At 41.2% G+C, this 13,065-nt stretch carries 12 protein-coding genes; 5 read left to right on the top strand and 7 right to left on the bottom strand.

Features of this window, described 5'->3' with window-relative positions; genetic code table 11:
- Nucleotides 1-115 precede the first annotated feature (115 nt).
- Nucleotides 116-1,030: a peptidoglycan DD-metalloendopeptidase family protein gene (locus IH598_14055; protein ID MBE0639637.1), complete on the bottom strand. Its 915-nt coding sequence runs from the start codon at nt 1,028-1,030 to the stop codon at nt 116-118.
- Between the two features lie 257 nt (nt 1,031-1,287).
- On the opposite strand from IH598_14055, the gene IH598_14050 reads away from it, so the two are divergent.
- From IH598_14050 to IH598_14040, 3 genes are read left to right on the top strand one after another with little or no spacing between them, the layout of a single operon-like run.
- Nucleotides 1,288-2,106 carry a peptidoglycan-binding protein gene (locus tag IH598_14050; GenBank protein ID MBE0639636.1) on the top strand — a complete coding sequence of 273 codons (819 nt, stop codon included), beginning with the start codon at nt 1,288-1,290 and terminating at the stop codon, nt 2,104-2,106.
- Between the two features lie 26 nt (nt 2,107-2,132).
- Complete coding sequence (locus IH598_14045; protein MBE0639635.1) at nt 2,133-2,984, top strand: hypothetical protein; 852 nt, start codon at nt 2,133-2,135, stop codon at nt 2,982-2,984.
- 23 nt (nt 2,985-3,007) lie between these two features.
- On the top strand, nt 3,008-4,477 hold the full coding sequence (locus IH598_14040; protein MBE0639634.1) for a trypsin-like peptidase domain-containing protein: 1,470 nt from the start codon (nt 3,008-3,010) through the stop codon (nt 4,475-4,477).
- A gap of 77 nt (nt 4,478-4,554) precedes the next feature.
- Here IH598_14040 and IH598_14035 read toward each other — a convergent pair whose 3' ends face one another.
- The 3 genes from IH598_14035 to IH598_14025 form a co-directional block, all read right to left on the bottom strand.
- Nucleotides 4,555-5,628, bottom strand: coding sequence for an alanine/ornithine racemase family PLP-dependent enzyme (locus IH598_14035; protein ID MBE0639633.1), 1,074 nt, complete (start codon nt 5,626-5,628; stop codon nt 4,555-4,557).
- 12 nt (nt 5,629-5,640) lie between these two features.
- Nucleotides 5,641-6,792, bottom strand: a complete 1,152-nt coding sequence (alr, locus tag IH598_14030; GenBank protein MBE0639632.1) for an alanine racemase — start codon at nt 6,790-6,792, stop codon at nt 5,641-5,643.
- Between the two features lie 62 nt (nt 6,793-6,854).
- Entirely contained in the window at nt 6,855-7,304 is a 450-nt protein-coding gene (locus tag IH598_14025; GenBank protein MBE0639631.1) for a GNAT family N-acetyltransferase, read from the bottom strand.
- Between the two features lie 317 nt (nt 7,305-7,621).
- Between IH598_14025 and IH598_14020 the strand changes: the two genes are divergently transcribed.
- Nucleotides 7,622-8,374 (top strand): patatin-like phospholipase family protein, encoded by a 753-nt coding sequence (locus IH598_14020; GenBank protein ID MBE0639630.1) that lies wholly within the window; start codon nt 7,622-7,624, stop codon nt 8,372-8,374.
- The gene (locus IH598_14015) at nt 8,371-9,255 is read left to right on the top strand and encodes a mechanosensitive ion channel family protein (GenBank protein MBE0639629.1); all 885 of its coding nucleotides are present in this window, start codon (nt 8,371-8,373) and stop codon (nt 9,253-9,255) included. The genes IH598_14020 and IH598_14015 overlap by 4 nt, the downstream gene beginning before the upstream one ends.
- 115 nt (nt 9,256-9,370) lie before the next feature.
- Here the strand turns inward: IH598_14015 and IH598_14010 are convergent, their stop codons facing one another.
- From IH598_14010 to IH598_14000, 3 genes are all read right to left on the bottom strand, one after another.
- Nucleotides 9,371-11,467: a M3 family metallopeptidase gene (locus tag IH598_14010; GenBank protein MBE0639628.1), complete on the bottom strand. Its 2,097-nt coding sequence runs from the start codon at nt 11,465-11,467 to the stop codon at nt 9,371-9,373.
- Nucleotides 11,468-11,621: 154 nt separating this feature from the next.
- Nucleotides 11,622-12,326 carry an SDR family oxidoreductase gene (locus tag IH598_14005; GenBank protein ID MBE0639627.1) on the bottom strand — a complete coding sequence of 235 codons (705 nt, stop codon included), beginning with the start codon at nt 12,324-12,326 and terminating at the stop codon, nt 11,622-11,624.
- Between the two features lie 163 nt (nt 12,327-12,489).
- Nucleotides 12,490-13,032: a nitroreductase family protein gene (locus IH598_14000; GenBank protein ID MBE0639626.1), complete on the bottom strand. Its 543-nt coding sequence runs from the start codon at nt 13,030-13,032 to the stop codon at nt 12,490-12,492.
- Nucleotides 13,033-13,065: the final 33 nt, after the last annotated feature.

Below are 13,065 nucleotides of genomic sequence, written 5' to 3'. Positions count from 1 at the left end.
CAGGGTTGTCAATTAAATAAGGAGAATTCAAACTATTTGAGAATTCCCTGATTTCCTTTTCAGCCAAAGGTGCAGCATGAAATGACTCAACCAAACATACAATTTAACCGAATTTTTACCTGATTACAAGTACTTCCCCAATTTTAAGGGTTTTAGTGACTGTTATATTATTATCCTGGCAGATGCGGTTTACAGAAGTATTATACTTCCTTGCAATGGCTGATAATGTATCCCCTTTCTGTATTTTGTATGCGATCCCATCACCTTTTACAGATCCTGCAATAAGTTCATTGGAGGCTGGTGCAGATGGAAAATCTTCCAGACGCAACTCAATATGGCCATTGATATAATACAACGTATCACCCTTTAATTCAGCGTTTTCAAAATCAATATATTTTTCAGAGTTGAATGGAATACCAAATAACCGCGACTCAAAGTGCAAATGGTCGGTGGTTGCTCTGCCTGTCCTGCCACCCAAACCAATGATCTCGCCAGCGCTGATATATTGATTTTCTTTGACCAATATTTTCGACAAATGGCTGTAAATCGTTTCAAGACCGTTGTTGTGCCTGACAAGCACTAATAGCCCGTAACCACTGTAAGTCCTTGCCAGGCGCACTTTCCCGTCAAACGCACATAAAACGCTGTCGCCTTTGGAAAGCTTAACATCAGTACCCGTGTGATTTTTCCTTCTTGGCGTCCTAAACCCGCTGATAACTTTTCCCTGAAATGGAGTAACAAAACAATTGTCATCCTGACCTATTAACGGGATCATCACTGTATCTTTTTTTGAAGGCAATATCTCCGATTTATAGCGTATGTTGTAGTTATCCCAAATACAGTCGTACAGAATTTCAGCAGGCACAAATGAAAAATCACCGGGAATGAAGTCAGCATCATTATAATTCGAATGGAACAACGCAGAGTCTGACAGCAAAGACAATGAGTCCCTTGCTGGCAAATCCTGGCTGTAACCCCTCACTGCACCAAAGATAAATATCGAAAGTAAAATAATGAATCGAAAATTCAACAAATGAAAAATTTTGGCAAAAATAAACAATATCGCTTTGTTTGTCTTAACGAAATGATTGAAGACTGGCATCTTTGATACATTTTTGCAACTATGCAAATTATTTGTTTTGACCTGATTACGGCTTACAACCCGCTTGCTTTTTTTGAAGCATGCATTTCGAACATTTTGTTAATTTTTAGTTAAAATACTGAAAATGTGAACTTTTAGTCAATTTGATTGCTTATAATAAATTATAAACCTTAAAATTATTCATTATGTTACTCAAAAATGGTTCACGAGGTGATGATGTAAAAAAATTACAAGCTAAACTTGGTATATCAGATGATGGATCCTTTGGGTCAGGTACCGAGGCCAAAGTTAAAGAATGGCAAGCAAAAAATGGGTTTGTAGCCAACGGTATTGTTGACGATAAAATGTGGTTAAAGCTATTTGGTGCTTCCGTTGCGGCAACTTCGGGGAATGTTTCATCCGGCCCTCTGAAACTGGATAAGCTAAAAGGTAAAATACCAGATGCTGTCCTTTCTCAAATTCCTGACACAGCCAAAAAGTTTGAAATAACCAATGGGCTGCGTCTTGCTCACTTTTTAGCCCAATGTGGCCATGAAAGTGGGGGTTTCAGGATAGTTACAGAAAATATGAACTACTCAGCCGAGCGGTTGCGGGTAATTTTTCCAAAATATTTTCCCGGAAATTTAGCAGACTCTTACGCAAACAATCCTGCAAAAATTGGCTCGCTGGTCTATGCCAGCCGCATGGGAAATGGTAACGAGGCCAGCGGTGAAGGTTTTAAATTCAGGGGAAGAGGTTTCCTCCAACTCACCGGAAAAGACAACTACACCAGTTTTGCCAGGTTTATTGGTGAAGATACCGTTGCCAACCCCGACCTGGTTGCGACCAAATATCCACTGGCTTCAGCAGCTTTCTTTTTTGCTTCCAAACGCATTTGGGCTATTTGCGACAGAGGACCTGGTGAGGATGTAATCACAGCAGTAACCAAGGCTGTGAATGGCGGAACCATTGGTTTAGCTGACAGAATCAAGCATTTCAACGAATACTATAGCTTGCTAAGGTAAAAGAATTTCATTTAACTCTTGCACCAATGGAAAAAGAAGAAAAAAGGCTGCTCATCTCTTTGAGGCGTGCCGCCATTTTATCAGGAATCGGGATGGGTTTGCTGCTTGGACTGATTATGGGTCTTTCGGTATCCGAAGTGGTAAAAGCCATCATGGCTACTCTGACTGTTGCGCTTGGCGCCTTTCTTGGGTTTGAAAAGCGGAGTTTTACCGGTATGGACAATGATACGTACAAGAAGGATAAAAATGAAACGCTGCTGACTTCACTGCGTGCCGGATGGTTTGGACTGGCTGTAGTAGCGGGTATCCTTTTTGGAATGTGGATCAGAACCAATGAAGTCTTTACCATTCCGGTGAAAAAGAGTGTTCAGCAATATATCGAAGCCGGGTATGACTCCAGCGATGCGCTTAAATTTGTCGCTTACCAGCGGCTTGGCATTAATCCAACAACAGGTGAAGCAGGTGAAATTGGGGAAATGCAGCGTGCACACCAGTCCAATTTGTTTAGTGCCGAAGACATCGAAAGTCTATGCTCCGAGATTGATCCTGATAACTGGAATGATGACTGGAGTGTAGCAAAGGAAAAAATGCTGGCACTTGATAAGTCAGCGTTGACAGTATTGATGTCGAGTATTGAAATGAATGTTCCTGAAAGCGACAGGTTTGACTTTCTTCGCGGATTGCGTTTCCTGGTGTGCAGCATGAAAATGTCCAACTCCAAAACTGCTTTGTGCAACCTCGGCGATGACTTGTCGAAATGGCAGGAAAATGACATGACTTCCAGGTTAGCTGTAGAGGTTGAAAAACTTCCTTCTGTAAATCAAATTAAAATAATGGGTTCACTGTCGGGTCTGGTTTGTGAACTCGAAAAAGATTAATGCTTAATTAGAAATCCAAGAACATGAGAACCAAAATTTTACTTTCCTTTATTTTTTTCTTTGCAACCGTTCAATTTATAGCATTATTTGCACAATCTTCCGATCGTGATGCTGCAAGGTCGGTGGTTAAGATCAAGACGACATTTAAAGGCCCTGATGAAAAAGGAAAAATTGTAACCAAGATCGGTAATGGGACGGGATGGTGTTATGGTAATCCAAGACAAGTGATCACAGCGCTTCATGTTGTTGCAGGAATTCCGGTCAAAGATATTGTGGTTTATACTGACAGGCAACAAAAAGAAAGCGGCGTAATCAAAGTAGTCAGGGTGCTAAAGGAAGCTGATCTTGCATTGCTCGAGCTAGATACCGATTTGGGGATTACTCCCTTATCACTTGCTGATGTTGATCATAATTCAACCGGTGAGTTTTTCATTTGGGGTTATCCTCACGGGATTTTCCACATGGCAGGGGATGATGTGCGGTTTTCCCGAAGTCTTGATCCGCCCCCAACACTCAATAGCCTGGTGAACAATACCGATTTCAAGTTTATCCTTGACGAACAGCAGGGATATCCCTTATCAAAAGTAAGGATATTACGTGTTAGTTCTACCATCCAGCCTGGTCATTCAGGAGCTCCGATTTTAACAAAAAGCGGTCAGGTTATCGGAATTGCCGACGGTGGACTTCGATCGGGTACTGCCCGTTTGAATTGGGCCATCCCAGCCAGTTTTTATATCCCCAAACTTCTTGCTTCAAGCGACCCATTCCCGGGAACAGCATCTTTACAGGCAAATCTATATGCCAGTTACACTGTTGTGCCTGATAATTCAGGAAATGAAATGCAAAATAAAATGATGGAAGACGATGTGAAATATAACATAGTTGGCTCTGGTGATAATGAAATAACAAAGACCTGGAGTGCAAGTTATCAGGAAATATTATCCACAATGGAAGTCGAAGACAGAAATGATATATCTGAAATCACTTCAGCGTTCAATCTGAACATGAACAACACAAGATACGACGTTTATGAAGATTACCAAACTGGAGCAACCATCACCATTCCTGCCGGTGAAACCATGGACTACTCAAACGGTTGGTTTTATACTACCAACGAGAACAATACGCTACACTACTATGCAATGATTTATGATGCGGGTGATTTTGCAAATGCAAAAACCAATGCTTACAAAATTTTCAATCACGTTTTAAGTATGCCATTTGTAAGCAGCACTGATAGCTGGTACATGGATGAAGACGATGCTGATTTTTTTGAAGAAGACGATGAATGGGAATACGCAAGCTATTATATTACCCGCTATGCTAATGAGACAAACAGTATCATGCTGAATTTCAATGCGGAAATTGATCAAAATGAGTTGCTCGTCGTTTTCATGGTCAGTGATCTTTCTCAAAATGAAAACCCTACCTTCCTAAAACAATTCCTGCACTACTCCATTGCATTGAATTTGGCTGCTTTTGCCGGTTATTGATACCAGGTGTCCTTTTGTCATCTATCTTTAAGGCTTAAAGTTCGTATAGTTTCACATCTGCGACAAAATCAAAGCAATCATTGTACAATCTCTTTGCTGATGTAATTTGAATTCATGATGGCCAGAATGCCCATATAGCTCAATTTGAACGAGATTGTGTCACCTACTTTATAATTATTTTCATTTTTTCCCAAGTCCATCACCACCATATCGGAGCTGGCACCGGAGTACTCTATTGATTTATCCTCAGACACAAGATCAACAGGTTTAATATCCAACAAACCGATGTCGAGAATGGCACGAAATGAAGTTTTTCCATAATTATTTTCATCAATCTCGGGTGTTTCGCCTGCTACATTTGTTCCAATTTCACCCGAGGGGATTTTTGGCTTTTCCCTCAGCTCAATGATCTCAGTATGTAACCTGAAAACATCTCCTTTCATTCCGGGAATCAATTTATCTTCGAACAAATCAATCCCCCTGAAAAGTGTTTCCCCAATCCTGAAATGATTGATCCCTTTTGGGATAAGTTTTTTAAAAACAAGGGGTATTGTCACCGAAGACCCACCCGTTACCCAGGGGATTTTTCTATTGAACCTGGCTTCGATGAGTTGCTTGTAAAGACTTAGCTGAATGAGTTTGTCGTGTGTCGGCATAACGCCGTTGAGACAGTTTAGATTTGCGCCAACTCCTATTACCTCGATGTTTGGCAAAGTAAACACCCTTTTGTAGAAATTCATCAATTCATCACCCATCACCCCTTCCCGTAAGTCGCCCATCTCAATCATAATAATGATCTTATGGATCTTGTTCTGCAATACAGCCTCATCCGAGATCATCTTAATGGTTTTAAAGCTTGTATTAAAGCTGACATCTGCATATTTCACCAAACCCGGTATTGATCCATTGGGAGGGGGTTTGATGTAAACGGTTTGCATGTCGGGCGCCAGCTCTTTTATTGTTTTGAGGTTGCTGATTCTTGAGTCGTGAATTTCTAATGGGTTCAAAGCTAAAACCTCCTGGATAAATTTTTTATTCCCGCAAAGTAACTTCGATACTACTCCCCATTTGATGTTGTGCTTGCCGAAGAGTTCTTTAAGAAATTTGTAATTATGCCTTAGCTTTCGCCTGTTTAATTCAACATATGCCATTGGTTTGGATTTTTAGTCAACAATTATTCGTGGAATATTCATAGGAAGCCTGGCCAGTAATTCATAATTCAGTTGGTCGCTTAACTCAGTAAAAGAGGAAACATTAATCACTTTATCACCCTGACGACCAATAAACACCACTTCATCTCCTATCTTGGCATCTTCAAGTCCGGTAATATCGGCAATCAGCATGTTCATATTTACAGTACCAATCACTCCCACCCGCTGATTGCTAATCAGCACCCTGCCCTGATTACTTAGTGAACGGCTGTATCCATGCGAGTAACCGGCAGGAATAATGGCTATTCGCATATCACTTTTTGCCAGGTAGGTCGTACCATAACTGACAAATTCCCCTTCACTGACATCCTTTATACTCATGATTTTACTTTTCCAGCTCAAGACACGTTGTAAGGGATCAGTTTTGTCATTCCTTCCATGGATGTAGTGAATGAAAGTCTCGGGACTGGGCCAAAAGCCGTATTGCAGGATACCGATCCTTACCATATCCATTTGTGTTTTCGGGTAGGCGACACATGCTGCAGAGCAAGCCGTATGGTTAAATGCGGGAACGATGCCGTTGTGCAGCAACAACTTTCGTTTTTGGTTAAATCTTTTCAATTGATGAATTACCCTGAGATAATTGGAGATGCTCTCAGCACCGGCGTAGTGTGTACATAGCCCACGGATATTAAAATATGCAACGTTTTCTGTGATCAACTTCATTGCTTTTTTGAGGTCTCTGACAGAGAGACCGGTTCTGTTCATACCGGTTTCAACTTCAAGATGTACTTTTGCTTGTTTTCTATTGAATTTTGCCGCATTTAATGCAGCATGTAGTGTATCCATCTCAAAAACATAAAACTCAGTATCATGCTCAACTGCCCAGGGAATATCTTTCGGATCAACCCAGCCCATGACCATGATATCAGCGTGATTTTTCAATGACTTCCTGACGTTGAAAGCCTCATCAAGACTAAAAACGGAGAAATGATCAATGCCAAATTCTTCAGCGAGGGGAACAAATACAGAAACACCGTGGCCGTATGCATTGGCTTTAACAACCGAGGAAATTCTGACGCCCGGTTGCAAATAGGATTGGAGAAATGAAATGTTATGCCTCAGCGCGGATTTGCTGATCTCGATAATTGAGGGAAAATGCATTTTACAATTTTAGGATAGTATAAAAAAAAGGTCTGGAAACAAGTAGGAAGGGACCTTCCCGGTTATTTTCCATTTTTATAATACCTCATCTCCAGATACGGATTTACAAAGCCTAATTTTTTGTAAAGGAAATTTGCAGGATTATCTTGTTCAACGTGCAATGCAACATCACCTTTGGCCAGTCTTATTGCTTTTTCCATCAGGGTTTTTCCTATACCCTTTCCCCGGTAATCGCGATGCACAGCTATATAAACCAATACATTTTCAGGTATGAAGCCTTCCATTCCGGTCTTGTTCATCACAACTGCACCAATGATCTCTTCACCTTTATTTACCTGCAACACAAAACCACCTGCAAGGGGGTAATGGTGCATGGCATAATCTATTGAATTGGTAATGTGCTCTTTTTTGTCCCCGTATTCTTCGAGATGGTCGTATAAAAAATCAACAAGATCAGTTTTTTCTTTGGTTGCAATCGTGTCTGCGGGGGTAAATACTTTCTCTTTAAACATGACTAAAAATTAATTTTTTGGAATCGATTTTGACAAAAATAAGCTAATTTATTGATAATCTGATATATTTTTCAATTTTTTAGGATAATATCATGATTGAAACATAAAGATGTCAGGTTCTGCTCAACAATATCTCATATAAGTCCAGGGGCTAAATGAGAAACTATCCGTTTTAAAATCTGTAGTTATCTGAAAATTTCTTTTGCTATCTTTGTCCAAATCGTTGAAAAAGCCTGTGATTGATTAAATAATTCAAAACTGTGAATACAATGACCATCAAAATTGAAAAAATATTTAATCAACTTACATCATTGAAAATGAAAAAATATAAAATCGGTATTGCATTGGGCGGGGGTGGAGCAAGGGGATTTGCCCATCTTGGAGTTCTGAAGGCGTTAGAGGAAAAAGGCATTCAACCGGATATTATTTCCGGAGTGAGTGCGGGAGCTCTCGTCGGTGTTTTTATTGCATCAGGAATGAAACCTGATGATATTTTTACGATGATGAAGGAGAACAAGTTCAATGATTATGCGCAGGTTATCGTGCCAAAAAATGGCTTATTAAGCCTTGATAGAACCAGGGAATTACTGAAAAAGCATCTTTCTGTTGATGATTTTGCCGATCTGAAGATTCCACTGTATGTGGCTACTACAAATCTCTTTGAGGGAAAAATTGAGTATTTCAACAAAGGTGATCTTACAACAATCATCCAGGCTTCCATGTCAATACCAGTATTGTTTTCACCTGTAAAAATTGGTCAAAGTCTTTATGCTGATGGAGGAATAATGGACAATTTGCCGGTTGAACCGTTGATAGGGAAATGTCGGAAAATCATTGCTGTAAACATTAGTCCGTTACAAACAATTTTAAAAATTCAAAACCTTATAGATGCTGCTACAAGGGCATTTCAACTGAGTGTAAATGCAACAACCAAAGGGATTGACGGCAAATGTGATATTTTAATTGAGCCTGAAAAATTGTCAAAGTTTGAACTCTTGAATACATCACATGTTGACGAGATGTTTGAAATTGGTTATGAATATTGTAAAAATTTAAAAATTGCCCTATGAACCAGTTTGAATCAATCCTGGAACGAATTCGAGATATCTGGAACTTTGAGTTGTTGAAACTTGGTTCCACACCACTTACTTTAAAATCATTGACAATCGTCGTAGTTTCGCTCTTCTTATTGATTTACCTGACATCCAAACTGAAGAAATTGCTGGTAAATAAAATCTTCCCCCGCTATAAACTCGATATTGGGGTAAGTCAATCCATTGCTACGATCATTCGTTATGTGCTGGTTCTTTTGGGCACGTATATCATTTTTCAAACTTCAGGTATTGATCTGAGTGCTTTGGGATTGCTTATCGGAGCTTTAGGAATTGGTATTGGGTTCGGCCTTCAGAATGTCACCAACAACTTTATCAGTGGCGTTATCATTCTGTTTGAACGCCCAATCAAAGTAGGCGACCGTGTGGAAGTGGATGATATTTTAGGAACTGTTGCCAGTATCTCAGCACGCTCCACAACCATTATCACCAATGATAACATCAGTGTTATTGTACCCAATTCAGCTTTTATCAACGAACGGGTAATAAACTGGAGCCTTAACGATCGTAATGTAAGGTTAAACTTTCCGGTGAGTGTGGCCTATAAGGAAGACCCTGCAACCATCAGAAAGCTGCTGTTGGAGGTTGCAAATGATAATCCGGAGGTACTCAAAAACCCAGAACCAGATGTACTTTTTGATGAATTCGGAGACAGTAGCCTTAATTTTAATTTGCGTGTGTGGACACAAACATACAGCGATAAGCCAAAAGTCCTGAAAAGCCAGCTGTATTATGCCATCTTTGAAAAGTTCAAAGCTCACAATATCGAAATTCCTTTCCCGCAGCAAGATATCTATGTTAAAGGCGGAATAGAGATAAAAAGTAAAACTATGCCCTGATGGTTGACGCTTGAAAAAAAAAGAGGCTGTCTCAAAAGTCTTTCATTTGGATTTTCAACGGTTCGGGTAAAATCCAGACTTTTAGGACAGCCTCTTTTAGTGTGAAGTTTTCAGATTATTTCAAACCGCTTCTTTCCAGGAAAGGATCAATTGAAGGTTCATGACCACGGAATTTTACATAGGCATCCATCCCTTCCCACAGTGCGTTTTCGGCCAGGATGTACTTGCGAAAATTGGCAGCAAGTTGCTGGTTGTAAATATCCCCTGATTCTTTAAAAGCAGCAAAAGCATCCGCATCGAGCACACCTGCCCAGCGATAAACGTAGTAACCTGCAGCGTATCCCGACCCGAAAATATGGCCAAAGTTGGTTGTGCGGTAACGGGGAACAATTTCGGGGATCAGGCCGATTCTGTCAAGGGTGGCTTTTTCGAAAGCATTGACATCAGTTTCCTGTGTAACACTACCGGTATGCCAGTCCATATCGAGAATAGCGGCAGCAAGGTATTCTGTGTTATCAAATCCCTGGTTAAAGTACTTGCTGTTATCAAGTTTTTCAATCAATTCATCCGGAATGGGTTGACCGGTCTGGTAATGCAGGGCGTAAGTTTTGAGTAATTCAGGCTCCCTTGCCCAGTTTTCGAGTATTTGTGAAGGCAATTCCACAAAGTCGCGTGGAACACTCCGGCTGGTCCTTTTAAAATGACCATTGGCAAAAAGATTGTGCAGGGCATGACCGAATTCATGAAAATAGGTGGTAGTTTCGTCCCAGCTAAGCAGCGCAGGCTGATCTCCGGTCGGGCGGGTGAAGTTCATCACGATGGTAACGATTGGGGCAATCTTTTCACCATTTTTCCATGATCCGTTACGATAGGTTCCGCACCAGGCGCCGCTTCGCTTACCTGGACGGGGATGTGGATCGATATAAAGTAGCCCAAGATGGCTGCCATCATTGTCAATCACTTCAAAAGCTTCTACTTCCGGATGATAAACCGGCACATCCGTTCGCCTGTTGTATGTGAGGCCAAAAAGATTGTTGGTCAGTTTAAAAACTCCTTCCCGCACATTATCCAGTGTAAAGTAAGGTTTCAACTCATCCTCATTCAGGTTATACTTTTCTGCGCGGACAATTTCAGCATAATACCACCAATCCCATGATTGAAGGGTGAAATCTTTATCTTCCCGATTAATGATCGCCTGCATGTCATCCCGTTCTGTTTTAGCCCTTACAATAGAAGGTTCCCAAACCTGGTAAAGAAAATCATACACGTTTTGCGGAGATCCCGCCATCTGGTCGCTGATAAAAAACTCAGCATAATTTGTATAGCCAAGCAATTCAGCCATTTTTTGGCGCAGGGTCATCAATTCGACGAATAAAGCCTTGTTGTCGGTCTCGTTGTTGTTGTCACCGCGCATGAAATATGCCCTGTAAAGTTTTTCGCGTAAGTCACGGCGCTCTGAAAACTGAAGGAACGGCGTCCAGCTTGGTTTTGCGAGGGTAAACACCCATTTACCTTCCTGACCGGCTGCTTTGGCTTCTTCAGCTGCAGCTGCAATTACTCCATCAGGGAGCCCGGCAAGATCAAGTTCATTGTCAATCACCAATTTAAAACCGTTATTCTCGGCAAGCAGGTTTTGACTCAACTGCAGTGATACCATCGACATGCGCTCGTTGATGGCTTTGAGTTCGTTTCTTTGGGCTTCGGGCAGTGCAGCGCCATTCCGGGCAAAATCATCGTAGATTTTCTCGACAACACGCAGTTGCTCCTGATCGAGTCCTATATTATTACGCTGATCATAAACTGCTTTTACTCTTTCAAAAAGCTTTTCGTTGAAGCGAATGTCATTGCGGTGAGCCGACAGTAATGGTGTACTTTCTTTGGCAATTTCCTGCAAACCCGGGTTCGTATTCGCCCCGTTCAGTCCTCCGAAAATGCTGCTGACCTGGTTAAGAAGTTCCCCAGCATTGTCGTAAGCTTCGATTGTATTTGTGAAATCGGGTGCCGATGTATTACTCGTGATGGCGTCAATTTCAGCCTTGTGCAATTGAATAGCCTCCTTGTAGGCAGGCATAAAATGCTCATTCTGAATTTGATCGAATGGCGGAGCCCCGAATGGTGTTTTGAATTCAGCCAGTAGCGGGTTCTCTGGCTTTTGAGTACAGCTAAAAAGCGTCATACCGATGGCAATTAAAAGAAAAAAATAGTGTCTCATGATTTATAAGTTAGTTGAGATAAATTCATTCAAATTATCAGGAGAGTTATCAGGTAAGGGCTGCAAAGTTATAAGAATCTTTTTACCTGCAAACAATGGATCGAAAATGCTTTAGACGAAAAATGGGGGGCATTATTGCTGACACTAAATATGATCAGGATTTAATCACTGACAACCCGCCATCGACATGCAAAATCTGACCTGTGATCCAGGAGGATTCCCCGCCAAGCAGGAACAATGCTGCATTCACCTGGTCCTCAGTTTTTCCGTACCTTTTTAACGGGTGTATTTCAGATGAATGATTTTTTTTGGCCTCTGTAGATAGAAGAGGAGCAGCCAAAGGGGTATCCGTCAGAGAAGGAGCAATGGCATTCACCCTGATCTTTGGGGCAAATTCGGCTGCCAGTGATCTGACCAAGCCTTCAACGGCGCCTTTTGAGGCGGCAATACTGCTGTGAAAATTCATGCCCACTTTTACAGCCACGGTGCTGAACATCACGATAGAAGCCTGATCAGACTTACGAAGCGCAGTGTATGCTTTTTGAATCACCTTGACAGCACCGGTGACATTTATTTTAAAATCGCTGAGAAAATCATTCTCATCTAATCTCCTGAATGGTTTAAGGTTAATAGTACCAGGACAATACACCAGTCCGTCAATGACCTCAGGAAGGTCTCCCATATCAATTTCATCGTCGGTTACATCAAGTGAGCGGAAATGCACATTTTCCATTCCGATCAGGTTTTCACCTTTTCTTGAATATACAAAAACCTGGTGACCCCGGACTGATAATTTTTTCGTTAATTCAAGACCTATGCCCGAAGACCCGCCAACAATAAGAAATGTTTTCTTTTCCATTTAACCCAAATTGAAGTTTAAATAATCTGGAGCTCTTTAATTTGAACTCTGTTGAAGAAATTTTATATCAAGTTAAACAACAAGAAAATAGTAAAAGTTCATGCTGCCTTATCAAAACAGACCCTATTTCCAGTTCCGCACTCACCGCTTTGTTCCCTATGCATTAGTAACTGTTATAACTCACCAGCGATTCAAATGTTTTCCGTTTTTTTGATGGAACAGTCTCATAGTCAGGATAGCCAAGTGTAACCAGCAAACCAATAGTTCTCGAAGCAGGAATATTCAGTAAGGTTTTAATTGCCTTTTCATTGTACCATCCCAGCATACAAGTACCAAGCCCCTCCTCGGTGGCCTGCAGACAAAAGTGTTCAGCAGCAATGCCAATATCAATCAATGAATACTCCTTGTTTTTGATGCGCCCGCCGATTTGAGTGATCAGCTTCGGTGATTCGATAACAAACACAACAATTACCGGAGCCTGGTGGACAAATTTATTGAAAGTCAGCAATGTGCTGTACGTTTCCGCTGCCACTTTTTCTTTCAGTCCGGGGTTGTTGACAACAATAAAGCGCCAGGGCTGAGAATTGCTGGCTGAAGGGGCGAGGCGGGCGGCTTCAAGGCAGCGGGTAATTTTTTCAGGCTCGACTGGCTTGTTTAGGTATTTTCGGGCACTGAAGCGTTGCTGAATCAAATCAGAGAAATTCATGGTATATGCTGTTGGAGATGATTAAATAAAAAT

The organism is Bacteroidales bacterium (assembly GCA_014860585.1).
In the GTDB taxonomy this organism is placed as follows: Bacteria; Bacteroidota; Bacteroidia; order Bacteroidales; family 4484-276; genus RZYY01.
This window is presented reverse-complemented; position numbering and strand designations above follow the sequence as displayed.